This window comes from Pseudomonas putida (assembly GCF_001941965.1).
Lineage (GTDB): Bacteria > Pseudomonadota > Gammaproteobacteria > Pseudomonadales > Pseudomonadaceae > Aquipseudomonas > Aquipseudomonas putida_L.
In genome coordinates this window covers 121929-140490 of the sequence record NZ_MKZO01000067.1, presented here as the reverse complement: position 1 = coordinate 140490, position 18562 = coordinate 121929, and the positions used below count along the sequence as shown (strand labels likewise).

The window sequence follows — 18562 nt, the reverse complement described above, 5'->3', positions numbered from 1 at the left end:
ACTGTGGGAGCGAGCTTGCTCGCGAAGGGCCGCAAAGTGGTTGCGTTTACTGTGCGGCAGGATCCGCCACCAGCCGGTGGGCATTCTTCCTCAACGATTGCAGGAACTCCTGTTGCAACTCAGGATCGTTGCGGGTCAGCTCGATCAGGCTCTGCTCCAGCTCGCTGGCTTCTTCCTCCAGGCCCAGGTCGGACAGGCGCTTGACCCGGTGTACCCACTGATTGACATCGTCGTCCTCGAGGTCGTCGAAAATCAGGTCGTGGGCTTCCACCAGCTTGCTGCGCAGGGTGCCGCTGACCAGCAGGCTGGCATCGGCACGTACTGCGCTGTCTTCATCGGCCACGGACAGGTGCAGGGTGCCGATGTGAGTCAGATTCTGTTCGCTGAACGGGCTATCCAGCAGGTTCAGGCGCAGCACGCCGTTACGATCGGTGGTCAGCTCATGGTCCATCTTGCCGGCCTTGACCAGCACCGGGCGCTCGCTCCAGGGAACACTGCTGTATTCCTGGCGCTTGTCCTTCTGCACTTCGTCGATACCGGCCAGGTTCTGCTGGGCGCGGCCGTTGGACTGCACGTTCATGAACGGGTTGAGCCCGGCGAAGCCGTAGCTGAGCCAGTCGTGGGTCACGCTGTCGGGCAGGGTGCCCAGGGCGAAGATGTTCACCACATTGGCGCCGACCCCGGCCACCACCGCCACCGCGCCCAGCGGAATCTCGTAGATTTCCCGCCAGGGTTGATAAGGCGTGTAGCGATCATAGCGCCGGGTCACTTCGAACTCGGTGACTTCGAAGTTCTTCTGTTCATGGATGCGCACACGGCGTTGCGGCAGTTCGAGTACCTCTGGTTCCCCGACATCGATCTGCAGGCTGTGCTCGAGCAGCTTGCGCTCGATGCGTTCCTCGTGCTCGCTGCGCTGGGACATCTGGTTGGCGCAACCGCTGAGGAGCAGGGCGCCGCACAAGGCGGCGCCCCCGAAGGTAAAGGTACTTCGCTTGAACATGGCTACTCTGGCATTGGCTATCAGCGACGGATACGGGCTTGCAGGAAGGCGACGATGTCTGCCACCGGCAGCGATTGGGCCTCGCTTTCGGTGCGGTGCTTGTACTCCAGCTTGCCTTCGGCCAGGCCGCGGTCGCTGACCACGACGCGATGCGGGATGCCGATCAGCTCCATGTCGGCAAACTTGATGCCCGGGCTGGTCTTCTTGTCGCGGTCGTCCAGCAGTACTTCGAAACCGGCGGCGGTCAGTTCGGCGTACAGCTTGTCGGTGGCCGCACGGACTTCTTCGGTTTCATAACGCAGCGGTACCAGGGCGATCTGGAACGGCGCCAGGGCGTCGCTCCAGATGATGCCCTTGTCGTCGTAGTTCTGCTCGATGGCGGCAGCGACCACGCGGGACACACCAATACCGTAGCAACCCATGGCCAGGGTGACCGGCTTGCCGTTCTCGCCCAGGACCTGGCACTTCAGCGCTTCGCTGTACTTGGTGCCGAGCTGGAAGATGTGCCCGACTTCGATGCCGCGCTTGATCTGCAGGGTGCCCTGGCCGTCCGGGCTCGGGTCACCTTCGACCACGTTGCGCAGGTCGGCGACTTCCGGCACCGGCAGGTCGCGCTCCCAGTTCACGCCGAAGTAGTGCTTGTCATCGATGTTGGCGCCGATGGCGAAGTCGCTCATCAGGGCCACCGAACGGTCGATCACGCAAGGCAGCGGCAGGTTCAGCGGGCCGAGGGAGCCGGCGCCGGCACCGATGGCCGCGCGCAGTTCTTCTTCGTTGGCCATGACCAGCGGTTCGGCGACCTGGGGCAGCTTGGTTGCCTTGATTTCGTTCAGCTCGTGGTCGCCACGGACAATCAGGGCCACCAGTTTGCCTTTCTCGGCGCCGTGAACGATCAGGGTCTTGATGGTGCGCTCGATCGGCAGATCGAAGCCTTCCACCAGGGCCGCGATGGTCTTGGTGTTCGGGGTGTCGACCAGGCGCAGGGCTTCGGTCGGCGCAGGGCGCACGGTTTCCCGTGGGATCGCCTCGGCTTTCTCGATGTTGGCGGCGTAGTCGGAGCTGTCGCTGAAGATCACATCGTCTTCACCGGACTCGGCCAGCACGTGGAATTCGTGGGAGTAGCTGCCGCCGATGGAGCCGGTATCGGCCTGCACCGGACGGAAGTTCAGGCCCAGGCGGGTGAACACGTTGCAGTACGCCTGGTGCATGCGGTCGTAGGTTTCCTGCAGGGAAGCCTGGTCGGCATGGAAGGAATAGGCGTCCTTCATGATGAATTCGCGGCCGCGCATCAGGCCGAAGCGCGGACGGATCTCGTCACGGAACTTGGTCTGGATCTGGTACATGTTCAGCGGCAGCTGCTTGTAGCTGCTCAGCTCGTTGCGGGCCAGGTCGGTGATCACTTCTTCGTGGGTCGGGCCAACGCAGAATTCACGGTTGTGGCGGTCTTTCAGGCGCAGCAGCTCGGGGCCGTACTGCTCCCAGCGACCGGATTCCTGCCACAGTTCCGCGGGCTGGATCGCCGGCATCAGCACTTCCAGGGCACCGGCGGCGTTCATTTCCTCGCGAACCACGGCTTCGACCTTGCGCATCACGCGCAGGCCCATCGGCAGCCAGGTGTACAGGCCGGAGGCGAGCTTGCGGATCATGCCGGCACGCAGCATGAGCTGGTGGCTGATGACGACCGCGTCGGAAGGGGTTTCTTTTTGTGTGGCGAGCAAATATTGACTGGTGCGCATGATAGGCCGTTGTCGGTTGCTTAACTGAAATGACCCCGCATTGTACGGGGGGGAATCGGTGACGTATAGAACGCAGGAAACCTAATCTGTCGTAAGTCGATGACGCAAATGAAAAAGCCCGGCGAGGCCGGGCTTTTTCGTGCTGAGTGTCTGTAGTCCGGAGGGGTTACAGGATGCTCAGTGGGTACTCGACGATCAGGCGCAGATCGTTGTTGTCGACCGAATAGTTATCGGTCGCACGGTAAACGGCGTAGCGAACGCGCAGGGACAGGTCCTTGGCCGGGCCTTCCTGCAGAACGTACTTGCTCTCCAGGTTCCACTCGTGCTCTTTGCCTTCACCAGCGCCGGTGTCGATGTTGTCACCCTTGACGTAGCGAGTCATGAAGCTCAGACCAGGAACACCGTAGGAAGCCATGTTCAGGTCGTAGCGAGCCTGCCAGGATTTCTCTTCCGCGCCGTTGAAGTCGGAAATCTGAATGGAGTTGGCCAGGAATACGGTGCCGCCGCCGTCTACACCATAGTAGTAACCGGTGTCGCCGCTGGAGCGCTGGTAGGCCAGGGTGAACTTGTGACCTTCCAGGGCATAGGCTGCTGCAAGGCTCCAGATCTTGTTGTCCTGAGGGCCAGCGAATTCCTTGCCCTGATCCTTGGTGCGGTAGGCGTTGAGGTCGAAGTTCAGCGACTGCTTCTCGCCCAGAGGGGCGGTCAGGTTCAGGTTCAGGTAGTGCTTCTTGAAGTAGTCCTCTACGTCCGACGTGGCCAGGGTGCCAGTGAAATTGTCGGTGAAGGCGTAGGTGGCGCCGGCGATGTTGGCCGAGGTCAGGCCGGGTTCGCCTTTGCCAGCGATGCTGTCATGACCCATGCCGGTCTGGGCGCTCATGGAGGTGAAGCGACCAGCGCTCAGTTCCAGGCCGCTGATTTCCTTGCTGGTGATCAAGGTGCCGCGAGTCATTTCGGGCATCAGGCGGCTGTCGTCAGTAGAGAAGACCGGGCTGGCGACGAACTGGTCACCGTACTTCAGTACGGTATCGGAGATGCGGAACTTGACTGCTGCGCCGGCTTTGCCTTGGGATTTTTCCGGGTTGCCATCGCTGTCGTTTGCGAAAAGGCCATTGCCGCGGCGGCCGCTGCCGCCGTCAATGCGAGCGGATCCCATGGCGATTGCGTCGACGCCGACGCCGACGGTGCCTTGGGTGAAGCCGGATTCGAAGGTGCCCAGCAGCGAAACACCGCTGTCTTCGCGATAGCCAGCAGTGCCGCTTGTAGAGTTGCCTGCACCGTGCTTGAAATCACGGTTCATGTACATTGCACGGGTTTTCACGTTCAGGGTGCTGTCTTCGACGAAACCCTTGGACTCCTCCTGGGAGGACGCTACAGCCAGTTGCGAGGTCCCGGCGGCTACGGCCAGGGCGATCATGCTCCACTTCATCACGCGCATCGTGATTTGCTCCTTTGGTTTTTAGGAAGATTACTGCTGCCCCACCTGGTTTTTTTATTGGGGCTGCTCTTTCTTGTTTGAATCGGCGGAAATGTATATCACGCCAATTGTCATTAGTGGTACTTGCGAATTGAACCTTTCGGTAACTTTATGGTCATGTCGCAAATAGTTATATCCATGTCGCATTCGGACTGCACAACTCCAGCGCTGTTTGGGATAGGGCAGAACCGCAGTTCATGCTGCCCGGACTCCCTGTCTACCCGTCCAGCTGTTGTTATTTGTCGCACTTCACCTGCCTATGCAGATGGCGTGCCGTCCATGCCAGGGAGCAATGCAACAAGCGTGCTCAAAGCACCCTAGTGTTGACGAATTTTTCACATTTTCCAGTGCAACGCTGGAAAAAGTCCGAAAAACCGGGGCCGAAAGAACGGTCGGCTCTTTCGTCGGTATTTTTTCGGAATAACGGAAAATCCGACCCCAAAGTCAGGACGTTACCGTTGCAAGGCTCTGAGTGGGTAATTTGTGGATACTCGACGCTCCGCAGCGGGTCGGTGAGCGCCATTTTGGTGCGGAAAGTAGCATTTTGTTACCGATGCCCGGAAACACGGGGTGAAACGCTTCGCCTGGCCGCTGTTTCAGGCCGCTTTTCGGTGCCTTCCCGCTCTCTCCGTGCCCGATCCGGGCAACAGGAGTATCCTGCGTTCATGCGCCGCGCAGGCGGATTGCACTGAATGATGAGGAGATTGCCCCGTGTTTGCTTTGGATCCGCGCCTTGAACAAGACACTTTCGCATTGGGAGACTTTCCTCTTTGCCGTTTATTACTTAGTAAGGATGCTAACTATCCATGGTTCATTCTTGTTCCGCGGCGTGCCGGCATCAGTGAAATATTTCAATTGGATGACAGTGAGCGTCAGCAACTTTGGAAAGAAACCGATTTCCTGAGCAAAACACTCAAGGATTGTTTTGCGGCCGACAAGATGAATGTCGCGGCACTGGGTAATGTAGTTAGCCAGCTACATATGCATGTGATCGTGCGCCGTCGCAATGATGCGGCATGGCCTGCGCCGGTGTGGGGGCAGAAACCTGCAAGCGAATACTCCGCCGATCAATTGAATGAAGTGCGTCGGTGTATTGCCCAGGTAATGGGCGATGACTTCCGTTTCGCGGAGGCTTGAGCGATGAGTCTTGAAGAGCGGGTAATGGAGCTGGAGAGTCGCCTGGCGTTCCAGGATGACACCCTGCTGGCGCTGAACGATGTGATCGTCGAGCAGCAGCGGGTGGTGGATCGCCTGCAGTTGCAGATGGCGGCCTTGCTCAAGCGCTACGAAGAGGTGATGGGGCAATACGAGGCCAGCGAAGAAGAAGCGCCGCCACCGCATTACTGAAATTTCGCACATAAAAAAGCCGCGATAGCCCACAAGCTTCGCGGCTTTTTCCGTTCAGCGATCAGCGCCGGGGAGCGGCGATCACGTCTTCGGCCTGCAAACCCTTGTCACGATTCATCACCGAGAACTCCACGCGCTGGCCTTCGACCAGCACCCGGTGGCCTTCGCCACGGATGGCGCGGAAGTGCACGAAGATATCGTCACCGGAGTCGCGGGAAATGAAGCCAAAGCCCTTGGACGTGTTGAACCACTTCACCGTACCGGTATCGCGGTTGCTCATGTCGTAGTGGGCGCTGCTGGTACTGCGGGCCTTGGCCGGGCTCATGAAGCCGGCGCAGAGGTGCAGCACCGCCGCGAACAGCGCGGCCAGCAGGGCGGCGAGGGCGCCCATGTCGAGTGCCAGCAGGGTCAGGGCCTGCAGGATCACTGCAAGCACCAGCAGCACGCTGGCGGCGATCTGCAGGTACTGGCGTGCGCCTTTGTAGCACTGCGGAACGAGGGGGGCGAGGATCAGGTTGGCCAGGCCGAGGAGTGCCAGGTAGATGGCGTCGGGTTGTTGCAGGTAGGGTGTGGTATCGGCCCTGAGGCTGGGTATGAAGGACAGCAGCAAGGCAGCTGCGCCCGTCAGGAGGTGGACGATCTTGAACATGGTGGTTTGGCTCGCATCTTATTAGGCGGATCACAGGATCAGCTGGGGCCACGGCGCGCGGTACATGAAAAAGCGCAAAAGCGTGGGGGTGCCAGCCTATGCACCATGGCGCTGACGATCAGCCATGGCGGCACGGCGTCTATTTAACAGCAAAGCCCGGGGCTACTCAAATCAGCGGGACACCCGGCGCAAAAGGCCTGCAGCGCTGTGTCGCGGGGTCGAGGCTGCGCGTGGGGAAAACTCTTGATACAGTGAGACCAGAGCTTGTCGACCCGAAAATCAGAGGAAGGAATTTTTACATGGCAATCGATATCGGAATCAGCCAGGAAGATCGCAAGTCCATCGCTGACGGCCTGTCCCGCCTGCTTGCCGACACCTATGTGCTCTACCTGAAGACCCACAACTTCCACTGGAACGTGACCGGTCCGAGCTTCCGTACCCTGCACCTGATGTTCGAAGAGCAGTACAACGAACTGGCGCTGGCCGTCGACTCGATCGCCGAGCGTATCCGCGCCCTGGGCTTCCCGGCGCCGGGCACCTACGCCCAGTACCTGCGTCTGGCTTCGATCAAGGAAACCGAAGGCGTGCCGAGCTCGGACGAGATGATCAAGTACCTGGTCGAAGGGCAGGAAGCCGTGGTGCGCACCGCGCGCAGCCTGTTCCCGCTGACCGACAAGGTCAGTGACGAGCCGACCGCCGACCTGCTGACCCAGCGCATGCAGGTCCACGAGAAAACCGCCTGGATGCTGCGCGTCCTGCTTGAGGAAAAGTGATCCTTCCCTGACGCGTACAGGGTGAGCACGAAGCCCGGCTTGCGGTTCTGCAGTCGGGCTTTTTTTGTGCCTGGCGGCTACGTCTGCCAAGGCCTGGAAGCATTTTCACAGGTTATCCGATAGGTCCCGCTTTGCCGATTGCTCCTACGTCAGGAGTGCAGGCGTCTGCTAGTGCGAAAAGATCCATCGGCGCTTCATGACGGGGCATGCGCGGCACCCTTGCCTGCGCTCCCTTTCCTGTCCTGGTGCGTGGTATGGCAATGTCCCGATCCCTGAATCAGAGCGTGCGCAAGCCTGGTGACGCGCGGAACATCGATATCGACCCGTTCGAATCGGATTTCAACATGCAGCTCGCCCAGCCGCTGTCCCGTTCGGTGCGCCTGAACGGCTTCGCCACCTGCCTGCGCCTGGAAAGCATCTACTGGGCGGTGCTGGAGCGGATCGCCCGGGCCAATGGCTGCACGGTCAATTCGGTGCTGTCCCATGTCGATCGGGAGGTGCACCTGCGCCACGGCGGGGTGAAGAACTTCTCCGGCCTGGTACGGGTGATCTGCGTGGTGTTCTTGCTGAACGGGGTCGATGAAGCCGACGAGCAGAGTGACGGGCAGCAATGAGCGCAGGCTGCACAGCCCCGGCTAACCATATATAATCCCGCCTTTTACTGTGCGGCGCGGCCCGCGCAGGGCTCACCGAGATACGCCCCATGCCTCTGTACGACTATCAATGCGGTTCCTGCAGCCACCAGATGGAAGTGCTGCAGAAGATCAGCGCGGCGCCGCTGACCGACTGCCCCGCCTGCCAGCAGCCCGAACTGAAGAAGGTGCTCTCTGCCCCCGGCTTTCGCCTGAGCGGCAAGGGCTGGTACGAAACCGACTTCAAGACCGGCACGAAAAAGAATCTGGCTGGCAGCGGCGACTGAGTTGAACTGTACTGCCCGGGTCTTGCACTATTGACCCTTTGCGGCCGCCAAGTGAAATCTGCGGCCTGAACGAATTCACGAATCACGAGAAGCGAAACCACCATCATGATGCGCAGCCACTATTGCGGCCAACTGAACGAGAGCCTGGACGGTCAGGAAATCACCCTTTGCGGCTGGGTCCATCGTCGTCGCGACCACGGCGGGGTGATCTTCCTCGACATCCGTGACCGCGAAGGCATGGCCCAGGTCGTGTTCGACCCGGATCGCGCAGACAGCTTCGCTGCCGCCGACCGTGTGCGCAGCGAATACGTGGTGAAGATCACCGGCAAGGTGCGTCCGCGTCCTGCCGGCGCCGTCAACCCGAACATGGCCTCCGGTGCCATCGAAGTCCTGGGTTACGAGCTGGAAGTGCTGAACGAAGCGGAAACCCCGCCGTTCCCGCTGAACGAATACTCCGACGTCGGCGAGGAAACCCGCCTGCGCTACCGCTTCATCGACCTGCGTCGCCCGGAAATGGCCGACAAGCTGCGTCTGCGTTCGCGCATCACTTCGAGCATCCGTCGCTTCCTCGACGAGAACGGCTTCCTCGACGTCGAAACCCCGATCCTGACCCGTGCTACCCCGGAAGGCGCCCGCGACTACCTGGTGCCGAGCCGTACCCACGCCGGCAGCTTCTTCGCCCTGCCGCAATCGCCTCAGCTGTTCAAGCAACTGCTGATGGTCGCCGGCTTCGACCGCTACTACCAGATTGCCAAGTGCTTCCGTGACGAAGACCTGCGTGCCGACCGCCAGCCAGAATTCACCCAGATCGACATCGAGACCAGCTTCCTTGATGAATCGGAGATCATGGGCCTGACCGAGAGCATGATCCGCAAGCTGTTCAAGGAAGTCCTGGACCTGGAATTCGGCGAATTCCCGCACATGACCTTCGAAGAAGCCCAGCGCCGCTACGGTTCCGACAAGCCTGACCTGCGTATCCCGCTGGAACTGGTCGACGTTGCCGACCAACTGAAAGACGTCGACTTCAAGGTCTTCGCCGGCCCGGCCAACGATCCGAAATGCCGCGTCACCGCCCTGCGCCTGCCAGGCGGCGCGAGCATGCCGCGCAGCAAGATCGACGAGTACACCAAGTTCGTCGGCATCTACGGTGCCAAGGGCCTGGCGTACATCAAGGTCAACGAGCGCGCCAAGGGCGTCGAAGGCCTGCAGTCGCCGATCGTCAAGAACATCCCGGAAGCCAACCTGAACGTGATCCTCGATCGCGTCGGCGCGGTCGATGGCGACATCGTCTTCTTCGGTGCCGACAAGACCAAGATCGTCAGCGAGGCCCTGGGCGCGCTGCGTATCAAGCTGGGTGCCGACTTCAACCTGTACACCTGCGAGTGGGCGCCAATGTGGGTCGTCGACTTCCCGATGTTCGAGGAAAACGAAGACGGCAGCTTCACCGCGCTGCACCACCCGTTCACCGCGCCGAAGTGCACCCCGGAAGAGCTGGAGGCCAACCCGGCCACCGCACTGTCCCGCGCTTACGACATGGTCCTGAACGGCACCGAGCTGGGTGGCGGTTCGATCCGTATCCACCGCAAGGAAATGCAACAGGCGGTATTCCGTCTGCTGGGTATCGAAGCGGCTGAACAGGAAGAGAAGTTCGGCTTCCTGCTCGACGCCCTGAAGTTCGGCGCTCCGCCACACGGCGGCCTGGCCTTCGGTCTGGACCGCCTGGTCATGCTGATGACCGGCGCCCAGTCGATCCGTGAAGTGATCGCCTTCCCGAAAACCCAGAGCGCCGCGTGCGTCATGACCCAGGCCCCTGGCCTGGTCGACGCCAAGGCCCTGCGCGAGCTGCACATCCGTCTGCGCGAAACGCAGAAGGCTGAGTAAGCGGTCCTGAAAGGCGCATCCCACGGGATGCGCCTTTGCTTTAAGGCACCCGATTTAATTGTGTCTTCCCGCATCGAGCCGGGAGGGCGCGTGATTTTGTTTCAAGGATTTTTGGAGTCAGTTATGGCGGGTCATTCCAAGTGGGCGAACATCAAGCACCGCAAAGAGCGCCAGGATGCCAAGAGAGGCAAGATCTTCACCAAGTGGATTCGTGAGCTGACCGTCGCTGCCAAGCAGGGCGGGGGCGATCCGTCGTCCAACCCGCGTCTGCGCCTGGCCCTGGACAAGGCGCTGGGGGCGAACATGAGCCGCGATATCATCGACCGTGCCGTCGCCCGTGGCGCCGGCACCGCCGAAGCGGACAACGTCGAAGAGCTGAGCTACGAGGGCTACGGCCCGGGCGGCGTGGCGATCATGGTCGAAGCCATGACCGACAACCGCAACCGTACCGCTGCCGCCGTGCGTCATGCGTTCAGCAAGTGTGGCGGCAACCTCGGCACCGACGGTTCCGTGGCCTACCTGTTCGAGCGCAAGGGCCAGATCAGCTTCGCCGAAGGCGTCGACGAAGACGCGCTGATGGAAGCGGCGATGGAAGCCGATGCCGACGATGTAGTCAGCAATGGCGACGGTTCCTTCGACGTGTTCACCTCGTTCGCCAGCTTCTATGCCGTGCGCAGCGCCCTGGAAGCCGCGGGTTTCAAGGCCGCCGATGCGGAAATCGTCATGCAACCGACCACCAGCGCCGAGCTGGACCTGGACGGCGCGCAGAAGGTGCTGAAGCTGATCGACATGCTGGAAGACCTGGACGACGTGCAAAACGTCTATTCCAATGCTGAAATTCCTGACGAGGTCATGGAAAAACTCGGCTGAAGTGTTTTTTAGGTTGTCCGAGGCCGGTCCCGCCTGCAAGGTGGGGCCGGCTTTTGTATTTGCAGATGAAGCAGGCTTATGACTCTGATTCTAGGTATCGACCCCGGCTCGCGGATTACCGGCTACGGTGTGGTGCGCCATACCGGGCGCGGCTGCGAGTACGTGGCGTCGGGATGTATCCGCACCGGCAGCGGCGAGCTGCATGAGCGTTTGCAGATCGTTTTTCGCGGGGTGAGTGAAGTCATCCGCCTGCACGGCCCGGTGACGATGGGCATCGAACGGGTGTTCATGGCGCGCAACGCCGACTCGGCGCTCAAGCTCGGCCAGGCCCGCGGTGCGGCTATCGTCGCGGCGGCCGAGGCCGGGCTGGAAATCGCCGAATACACGGCCAGCCAGGTCAAGCAGGCCGTGGCTGGTAGTGGTGGGGCCAACAAGGAAGCGGTGCAGATGATGGTCATGCACCTGCTCAAGCTGACCCAGAAACCGCAGATCGATGCCTCCGACGCCCTGGCCATCGCCCTGTGTCACGCTCACACCCGCTCCAGCCTGGTGCCGCATGGCCTGGGTGTCGCGCGCAGTCGCAACGGACGCCTGCGTCTCTGATAGCATCCCGGCTTTATATAGAAGCGCCGCTGGCTGATCGCGGCGCTCACGAGAAAGGACCTGAACGTGATTGGACGTTTGCGCGGCACCCTGGCTGAAAAGCAGCCGCCGCACCTGATTGTCGATGTCAATGGCCTCGGCTACGAGCTGGAAGTGCCGATGACTACGCTCTATCGCCTGCCGAAGGTGGGGGAGAGCGTGACCTTGCACACCCACCTGATCGTGCGCGAGGATGCCCACCTGCTGTATGGCTTCTCTGAAAAGCGCGAGCGAGAGCTGTTCCGCGAGCTGATCCGGCTCAATGGTGTCGGCCCCAAGCTGGCGCTGGCGCTGATGTCGGGGCTGGATGTCGATGAACTGGTGCGCTGCGTCCAGGCCCAGGACACCTCGGCGCTGGTCAAGGTGCCGGGCGTGGGCAAGAAGACCGCCGAACGCCTGCTGGTCGAGCTGAAGGACCGCTTCAAGGCCTGGGAAACCGTGCCGAGCATGTTCCAACTGGTGCCGAATGGTCCAGCGCCTCTGGCGACCGTCTCCACCGCTGAAGCCGATGCGGTCAGCGCCCTGATTTCCCTGGGCTACAAGCCGCAGGAGGCCAGCCGTGCGGTGGCCGCCGTGGACGCCAAGGGCCTGAGCAGCGAAGAGCTGATCCGGCGCAGCCTGAAAGGGATGATTTAAGTGATCGAAGCCGACCGTTTGATAACCGCCACCGGCCGCGACCGGGAAGAAGTCCAGGATCGGGCGATCCGTCCGCTGCGCCTGGCCGAGTACATTGGCCAGCCGGTGGTGCGCGAGCAGATGGCCCTGTTCATCCAGGCGGCGCGCAATCGCAGCGAATCCCTCGACCACACCCTGATCTTCGGCCCGCCGGGGCTGGGCAAGACCACCCTGGCCAATATCATCGCCCAGGAAATGGGGGTGTCGATCAAGAGCACCTCCGGGCCGATCCTGGAGCGTCCGGGAGACCTGGCGGCGCTGCTGACCAACCTCGAGCCTCACGATGTGCTGTTCATCGACGAGATCCATCGCCTGTCGCCGGTGGTCGAGGAGGTGCTGTATCCGGCCATGGAGGACTTCCAGCTCGACATCATGATCGGCGAAGGCCCGGCCGCACGCTCGATCAAGCTGGACCTGCCGCCCTTTACCCTGGTCGGCGCCACCACCCGCGCCGGCATGCTGACCAACCCGCTGCGTGACCGCTTCGGTATCGTCCAGCGTCTTGAGTTCTACAGCAACGCCGACCTGGCCACGATCGTCAGCCGTTCCGGCGGGATTCTCGGCCTGCCGATCGAGGACGAGGGCGCTTTCGAGATCGCCCGGCGTGCCCGCGGCACGCCGCGGATCGCCAACCGCCTGCTGCGTCGAGTGCGTGATTACGCCGAGGTGCGTGGCAAGGGCGAGATCACCAAGGCGGTCGCGGACATGGCGCTGAACCTGCTGGATGTCGATGAACGTGGCTTCGACCACCAGGACCGACGTCTCTTGCTGACCATGATCGAGAAGTTCGACGGTGGCCCGGTAGGCGTGGACAGTCTTGCTGCTGCAATCAGCGAAGAGCGCCATACCATCGAGGATGTGCTGGAGCCGTACCTGATCCAGCAGGGCTATATCATGCGTACTCCGCGTGGTCGTGTGGTGACCCGGCATGCCTACCTGCATTTCGGCCTGAACATTCCGAAACAGCTCGGTGAAGCATCTGGTAGTGATTTTTCCGATTCAGATGATGAGTGACAGATTTATCTTGCGGTTTTGTGGTCCTAATCGCCGACTGGCACTGACGGCGCTAGCAATACGACATGATCCGCAAAAACAGTTGGTTGGGCGGATTGGCAAGCTGAGGAGTTAGCACTAGAGTATGCGCGCGCAAAATGGGGTCGAGCCGTTCGCACATCGCTGTCGCGTCTATTACGAGGACACCGATGCGGGCGGCGTGGTGTATTACGTCAATTATCTGAAATTCATGGAGCGCGCCCGCACCGAAAGGCTGCGTGACCTGGGCTTTGCCCAGTCGCAACTGGCGCAGCAGAACACCTTGTTCGTGGTTCATTCCAGCGAAGCGCGCTACCACGCGCCGGCCCGGCTGGACGACGAATTGCGGGTCACCGCACAAGTGCTTGAATTGAATCGTGCCAGCCTGCGTTTCGTGCAGCAGGTCTGGCGCGAAAGTGATGCAACGCTGCTCTGTGAAGGGCAGTTCCTGGTGGCCTGTGTGCGCGCCGATACCTTCAAACCCCGGGCTATTCCCCCCGAACTGCGAGCGGCCTTCAGCGAGGCGGGCAGTGCGGGCATTCATACAAACGCAGGAGATTAAGCGTGGAAGCTAACGTCGTCGACCATACCTCCATGTGGAGCCTGGTCAGCAATGCCAGCATCGTGGTGCAGCTGGTCATGCTGGCACTGGTTGCTGCATCGGTGACTTCGTGGATCATGATTTTCCAGCGCAGCACCATGCTGCGCGCCGGTCGCCGAGCTCTGGACAGCTTCGAAGAGCGCTTCTGGTCGGGTATCGACCTGTCCAAGCTGTATCGCCAGGCCGGCAGCAACCCGGATCCGGATTCGGGTGTCGAGCAAGTGTTCCGTGCCGGCTTCAAGGAATTCTCCCGCCTGCGCCAGCAGCCGGGCGTCGATCCTGATGCGGTAATGGAAGGTGTCGGTCGCGCCATGCGCGTGGCCATCTCCCGCGAGGAAGAGAAGCTCGAGCAGAGCCTGCCGTTCCTCGCCACCGTCGGTTCCACCAGCCCGTACATCGGCCTGTTCGGTACCGTCTGGGGGATCATGAACTCCTTCCGTGGCCTGGCCTCGGCACAGCAGGCCACCCTGGCCACCGTTGCCCCGGGTATCGCCGAAGCCCTGATCGCCACCGCGATCGGCCTGTTCGCCGCGATTCCGGCGGTTATCGCCTACAACCGTTTCGCTGCCCGCAGTGAAGTGCTGATCGGTCGTTACTACACGTTCGCCGACGAGTTCCAGGCCATCCTGCACCGCAAAGTGCACACCAGCGAAGAGTGATCAGGTAGAAACCAATGGCCCGAGTTCGTCAGAAACGCAAGCCGGTCGCCGAGATGAACGTGGTGCCCTACATCGACGTGATGTTGGTACTGCTGGTCATCTTCATGGTCACCGCACCGATGCTCAACCAGGGCGTTAAGGTCGATCTGCCCAAGGTTTCCAGCGAAGCCTTGCCGCAGGACAACAACGTCCAGGTCCTGACCATTTCGATCAAGGCTGACAAGACCTACTACTGGAACCTTGGCAGCGAAGTCGACACCGACAAGCAGATGGACAAGGCCATGACCTTGCCGCAAATGACCGACGCGGTGACCAAGATCATCGCCGCCGGCCGTGACCAGGGCAAACAGACCCAGGTCTTCATCCGTGGCGACAAGTCCGTCGACTACGGTGCGGTGATGGGCGCCATGGGCGGGTTGCAGAAGGCCGGTGTCGGTAACGTTGGCCTGATTACCGAGGCGCCCTGATGCAACAGCGAGAGCCATCCGCCTCGGAAAGCTACTTCTGGCCCAGTGTCTGGGCCATCGCGCTGCACGTCCTGGTGTTCGGCATGCTGTTCGTCAGCTTCGCCATGACCCCTGAACTGCCGCCGGCCAAGCCTATTGTCCAGGCTACCCTGTACCAACTGAAATCCAAGAGTCAGGCGACCACCCAGACCAATCAGAAGATTGCCGGGGAAGCGAAGAAAACCGCTGCGCGCCAGACTGAAGAAGAGCAGATGGAGCAGAAGAAGGTCGAGCAGCAGAAGCAGGAGGCTGTGAAGGCCGCGGAACAAAAGAAAGAGGAAGCTGCTCAAAAGGCCGAGGAAGCCCGCGCGGCCGCTGAAGCGAAGAAGGCCGAACAGGCCAAGGCCGCTGACGAAGCCAAGAAAGCCGAGGCAGCGAAGAAAGCCGACGAAGCCAAGAAGGCCGAAGAGAAGCAGCTCGCCGACATCGCCAAGAAGAAGGCCGAAGACGAAGCCAAGAAGAAGGCTGAGGAAGAGGCCAAGAAGCAGGCGGCCGAAGAGGCGAAGAAACAAGCAGCCGAGGACGCCAAGAAAAAGGCTGCCGAGGACGCGAAGAAGAAAGCCGCCGCCGCCGAAGAGGCGAAGAAAAAGGCAGCTGAAGAAGCGAAGAAGAAGGCAGCAGCCGACGCGGCCAAGAAAAAGGCCACCGAGGCAGCCCGCAAGGCGGCGGAAGACAAGAAAGCCCAGGCCCTGGCCGAGCTGTTGTCCGACACCACCGAGCGCCAGCAGGCATTGGCGGACGAGCAGGGCGACCAGGTCGCCGGCGACTTCGACGACCTGATCCGCGCCCGGGCAGCCGAAGGCTGGGCACGTCCACCTTCTGCGCGCAAGAACATGACAGTGGTCCTGCAGATCAACATGTTGCCCGATGGCACCATCACCAACGTCAGCGTCGCACGCTCCAGTGGTGACGGTCCGTTCGACAGCTCCGCCGTGGCGGCAGTCAAGAACATCGGCCGCCTGACCGAGATGCAGGGTTTGAAACCGAGCGAATTCAATCCGTATCGTTCATTCAAGATGACATTCACACCTGAGGACCTAGCCTTGTGATTAACCTTCTTAGAGGACTGCTGGTCGTTCTCTGCTGTGCAGCAGGGATGGCCAACGCAGAAGAAAAGAACATCCTGGTGACCAGCGGCAGCGACCGGGCCACCCCGATCGCCGTGGTGCCGTTCGGTCTGCAGGGCGGCAGCGTCCTGCCCGAGGACATGGCCGATATCATTGGCAACGACCTGCGCAACTCGGGTTACTACTCGCCGATTCCGCGGCAAAACATGATCAGCCAGCCGAGCCAGGCCAGCGAAGTCATCTTCCGCGACTGGAAAGCCCTGGGTGCCCAGTACGTGATGGTTGGCAGCATCGTGCCGTCGGGCGGTCGCCTGCAGGTGCAGTACGCGCTGTTCAACGTCGCCACCGAGCAGCAAGTGCTGACCGGCAGCGTCTCGGGTAGCGTCGATCAACTGCGCGACATGTCCCACTACATCGCCGACCAGTCGTTCGAGAAGCTCACCGGCATCAAGGGTGCGTTCTCCACCCGCATGCTCTACGTGACCGCCGAGCGCTTCTCTGCCAACAGCACGCGTTACACCTTGCAACGGTCTGACTACGACGGCGCCCGTGCAGTGACCCTGCTGCAATCCCGCGAGCCGATCCTGTCGCCGCGCTTCGCCCCGGATGGCAAGCGCATCGCCTACGTGTCGTTCGAGCAGCGTCGCCCGCGTATCTTCGTGCAGCACATCGATACCGGCCGCCGCGAGCAGATCACCAACTTCGAAGGCCTGAACGGTGCTCCGGCCTGGTCGCCTGACGGCAACCGCCTGGCGTTCGTGCTGTCGCGCGATGGCAACCCGGAGATCTATGTGATGGACATGGGTTCGCGTCAGCTGACCCGCGTGACCAACAACCCGGCCATCGATACCGAGCCGTTCTTCGGCAAGGACGGTTCGACCCTGTACTTCACCTCCGACCGTGGCGGCAAGCCGCAGATCTACAAGACCACCATCGGCAGCGGCGGCGCCGAGCGCGTGACCTTCGTCGGCAACTACAACGCCAACCCGAAACTCTCGGCGGATGAAAAGACCCTGGTAATGATTCACCGCCAGGATGGTTTCACCAATTTCAAAGTGGCAGCACAAGACCTGCAGCGCGGTAGTGTAAAGATCCTCACGGACACCAACCTTGATGAGTCTCCCACTGTTGCGCCCAACGGCACCATGCTAATCTACGCCACCCGCCAGCAGGGCCGGGGAGTCTTGATGCTCGTCTCTCTCAACGGACGCGTGAGGCTCCCGCTTCCTACCGCTCAAGGCGAAGTCAGAGAACCGTCCTGGTCCCCTTACCTGAACTGATGCGGCGATACACGTTTTACTTAACACACTGGGGTTCATTAGGAGTTTCACGATGGAAATGCTGAAGTTTGGTAAGTTTGCTGCGCTGGCTCTGGCCATGGCCGTAGCTGTAGGTTGCTCCTCGAAAGGCGGTGACAACGCTGGCGAAGGCGCTGTTGATCCAAACGCTGGCTACGGCGCCAACACCGGTGCTGTCGACGGCAGCCTGAGCGAAGAAGCTGCTCTGCGCGCAATCACCACCTTCTACTTCGAATACGACAGCTCGGACCTGAAGCCAGAAGCCATGCGCGCTCTGGACGTTCACGCCAAGGACCTGAAAGGCAACGGCGCTCGCGTCGTTCTGGAAGGCAACACCGACGAGCGTGGTACTCGCGAGTACAACATGGCTCTGGGCGAGCGTCGTGCTAAAGCCGTTCAGCGCTACCTGGTGCTGCAAGGCGTTTCCCCAGCCCAGCTGGAACTGGTTTCCTACGGCGAAGAGCGTCCAGTTGCCACCGGCAACGACGAGCAGTCCTGGGCTCAAAACCGTCGCGTCGAACTGCGTAAGTAATTCGATATGCGAGCGTGCCGTCGTGCTGTAACCGTCCTGGCTCTCACCCTGCCTCTCATGGCAGCGGCTGAGGTTCCTGTTGTCGATGACAATGCTGGTGGATATAACGGCGCAAGCAGTTATCCGCCTGCAGGTTACGGTACGAACGGCGCCTACGCCGGGGGAGGGGTTTCGACCCCTGCCTCTGCGCAGGGCCAGCTGTTCATGCAGTTGCAACAGATGCAGGAGCAGATCGATCGTCAGCAAAACACGATCGAGATCCTGCAGAACGAAGTATCCCGCCTGAAACAGGAAGGCCTGGAGCGTTACCAGGACCTGGATCGGCGTATTTCCAGCGGCGCAGCCCCGGCTCCGTCCGCAACCCCCGAGAATTCCGCTGACGGTGGTGCCTCTGCACCTGCCGCCGGCAACACCGCAGCACCGGCCAACCCGCCGGCTGCGAGCAGCGAACCGGGCGATCCGGCGAAGGAAAAGCTGTATTACGACGCAGCCTTCGATCTGATCAAGGCCAAGGATTTCGACAAGGCCGCCCAGGCGTTCAACGCCTTCCTGCGCAAGTACCCGAACAGTCAGTACGCCGGCAATGCCCAGTACTGGCTGGGTGAAGTGAACCTGGCCAAAGGCGACCTGCAAGGCGCCGGCCAGGCGTTCGCCAAGGTCAGCCAGCTGTATCCGAAGCACAACAAGGTGCCGGATTCGCTGTACAAGCTGGCCGACGTGGAGCGTCGTCTCGGTCACACCGACCGGGTCAAGGGCATTCTCCAGCAAGTGGTCACCCAGTACCCGGGTACCTCGGCTGCACAGCTTGCCCAGCGCGACCTGCAAAAGCTCTGATCGCACCGCTTGAAAGAAACCCGCGCCTGTCGCGGGTTTTTTCGTTAGAATCTGCGCCCTTTTA

Annotated in this window: 21 protein-coding genes; 17 read left to right on the top strand and 4 right to left on the bottom strand. The window is 61.2% G+C overall.

Going from position 1 to position 18562, the window contains the following annotated elements:
* Positions 1–46: 46 nt before the first annotated feature.
* The 3 genes from PSEMO_RS28160 to PSEMO_RS28150 form a co-directional block, all read right to left on the bottom strand.
* Positions 47–1000, bottom strand: coding sequence for a hypothetical protein (locus PSEMO_RS28160; RefSeq protein WP_075806153.1), 954 nt, complete (start codon positions 998–1000; stop codon positions 47–49).
* Between the two features lie 20 nt (positions 1001–1020).
* Complete coding sequence (locus tag PSEMO_RS28155; RefSeq protein WP_075806152.1) at positions 1021–2736, bottom strand: proline--tRNA ligase; 1716 nt, start codon at positions 2734–2736, stop codon at positions 1021–1023.
* Between the two features lie 166 nt (positions 2737–2902).
* Complete coding sequence (locus tag PSEMO_RS28150; RefSeq protein ID WP_075806151.1) at positions 2903–4174, bottom strand: OprD family porin; 1272 nt, start codon at positions 4172–4174, stop codon at positions 2903–2905.
* Positions 4175–4924: 750 nt separating this feature from the next.
* Between PSEMO_RS28150 and PSEMO_RS28145 the strand changes: the two genes are divergently transcribed.
* Entirely contained in the window at positions 4925–5350 is a 426-nt protein-coding gene (locus PSEMO_RS28145) for an HIT family protein (protein ID WP_075806150.1), read from the top strand.
* Between the two features lie 3 nt (positions 5351–5353).
* On the top strand, positions 5354–5560 hold the full coding sequence (locus tag PSEMO_RS28140) for a SlyX family protein (RefSeq protein WP_075806149.1): 207 nt from the start codon (positions 5354–5356) through the stop codon (positions 5558–5560).
* A gap of 61 nt (positions 5561–5621) precedes the next feature.
* Here the strand turns inward: PSEMO_RS28140 and PSEMO_RS34080 are convergent, their stop codons facing one another.
* A complete protein-coding gene (locus PSEMO_RS34080) occupies positions 5622–6209 on the bottom strand; it encodes a cold-shock protein (RefSeq protein WP_075806148.1) in 588 nt (195 codons plus the stop codon).
* 299 nt (positions 6210–6508) lie between these two features.
* Between PSEMO_RS34080 and PSEMO_RS28130 the strand changes: the two genes are divergently transcribed.
* The 15 genes from PSEMO_RS28130 (at position 6509) to ybgF (ending at position 18498) form a co-directional block, all read left to right on the top strand.
* On the top strand, positions 6509–6982 hold the full coding sequence (locus PSEMO_RS28130; RefSeq protein WP_009402123.1) for a Dps family protein: 474 nt from the start codon (positions 6509–6511) through the stop codon (positions 6980–6982).
* 260 nt (positions 6983–7242) lie between these two features.
* Entirely contained in the window at positions 7243–7596 is a 354-nt protein-coding gene (locus PSEMO_RS28125; protein WP_075806295.1) for a ribbon-helix-helix domain-containing protein, read from the top strand.
* Between the two features lie 89 nt (positions 7597–7685).
* Positions 7686–7901 carry an FmdB family zinc ribbon protein gene (locus PSEMO_RS28120; RefSeq protein WP_075806147.1) on the top strand — a complete coding sequence of 72 codons (216 nt, stop codon included), beginning with the start codon at positions 7686–7688 and terminating at the stop codon, positions 7899–7901.
* A 105-nt stretch (positions 7902–8006) separates the two neighbouring features.
* Entirely contained in the window at positions 8007–9782 is a 1776-nt protein-coding gene (aspS, locus tag PSEMO_RS28115; protein ID WP_075806146.1) for an aspartate--tRNA ligase, read from the top strand.
* Between the two features lie 123 nt (positions 9783–9905).
* Positions 9906–10652 carry a YebC/PmpR family DNA-binding transcriptional regulator gene (locus PSEMO_RS28110; RefSeq protein ID WP_075806145.1) on the top strand — a complete coding sequence of 249 codons (747 nt, stop codon included), beginning with the start codon at positions 9906–9908 and terminating at the stop codon, positions 10650–10652.
* A 78-nt stretch (positions 10653–10730) separates the two neighbouring features.
* A complete protein-coding gene (gene ruvC, locus PSEMO_RS28105; RefSeq protein ID WP_075806144.1) occupies positions 10731–11255 on the top strand; it encodes a crossover junction endodeoxyribonuclease RuvC in 525 nt (174 codons plus the stop codon).
* Positions 11256–11321: 66 nt separating this feature from the next.
* Complete coding sequence (ruvA, locus tag PSEMO_RS28100) at positions 11322–11930, top strand: Holliday junction branch migration protein RuvA (protein ID WP_075806143.1); 609 nt, start codon at positions 11322–11324, stop codon at positions 11928–11930.
* The gene (gene ruvB / locus PSEMO_RS28095) at positions 11931–12983 is read left to right on the top strand and encodes a Holliday junction branch migration DNA helicase RuvB (RefSeq protein WP_075806142.1); all 1053 of its coding nucleotides are present in this window, start codon (positions 11931–11933) and stop codon (positions 12981–12983) included.
* 124 nt (positions 12984–13107) lie between these two features.
* Positions 13108–13563, top strand: a complete 456-nt coding sequence (ybgC, locus tag PSEMO_RS28090; RefSeq protein ID WP_075806141.1) for a tol-pal system-associated acyl-CoA thioesterase — start codon at positions 13108–13110, stop codon at positions 13561–13563.
* A 2-nt stretch (positions 13564–13565) separates the two neighbouring features.
* On the top strand, positions 13566–14261 hold the full coding sequence (tolQ, locus tag PSEMO_RS28085; RefSeq protein ID WP_075806140.1) for a protein TolQ: 696 nt from the start codon (positions 13566–13568) through the stop codon (positions 14259–14261).
* 14 nt (positions 14262–14275) lie between these two features.
* Positions 14276–14728 carry a protein TolR gene (gene tolR / locus PSEMO_RS28080; protein ID WP_042121801.1) on the top strand — a complete coding sequence of 151 codons (453 nt, stop codon included), beginning with the start codon at positions 14276–14278 and terminating at the stop codon, positions 14726–14728.
* The gene (gene tolA, locus PSEMO_RS28075; RefSeq protein ID WP_081430350.1) at positions 14728–15816 is read left to right on the top strand and encodes a cell envelope integrity protein TolA; all 1089 of its coding nucleotides are present in this window, start codon (positions 14728–14730) and stop codon (positions 15814–15816) included. The genes tolR and tolA overlap by 1 nt, the downstream gene beginning before the upstream one ends.
* A 47-nt stretch (positions 15817–15863) precedes the next feature.
* The gene (gene tolB / locus PSEMO_RS28070) at positions 15864–17114 is read left to right on the top strand and encodes a Tol-Pal system beta propeller repeat protein TolB (protein WP_256721242.1); all 1251 of its coding nucleotides are present in this window, start codon (positions 15864–15866) and stop codon (positions 17112–17114) included.
* Positions 17115–17166: 52 nt separating this feature from the next.
* Positions 17167–17664 (top strand): peptidoglycan-associated lipoprotein Pal, encoded by a 498-nt coding sequence (pal, locus tag PSEMO_RS28065; RefSeq protein ID WP_042121796.1) that lies wholly within the window; start codon positions 17167–17169, stop codon positions 17662–17664.
* A 6-nt stretch (positions 17665–17670) separates the two neighbouring features.
* Complete coding sequence (gene ybgF / locus PSEMO_RS28060; protein WP_075806137.1) at positions 17671–18498, top strand: tol-pal system protein YbgF; 828 nt, start codon at positions 17671–17673, stop codon at positions 18496–18498.
* Positions 18499–18562: the final 64 nt, after the last annotated feature.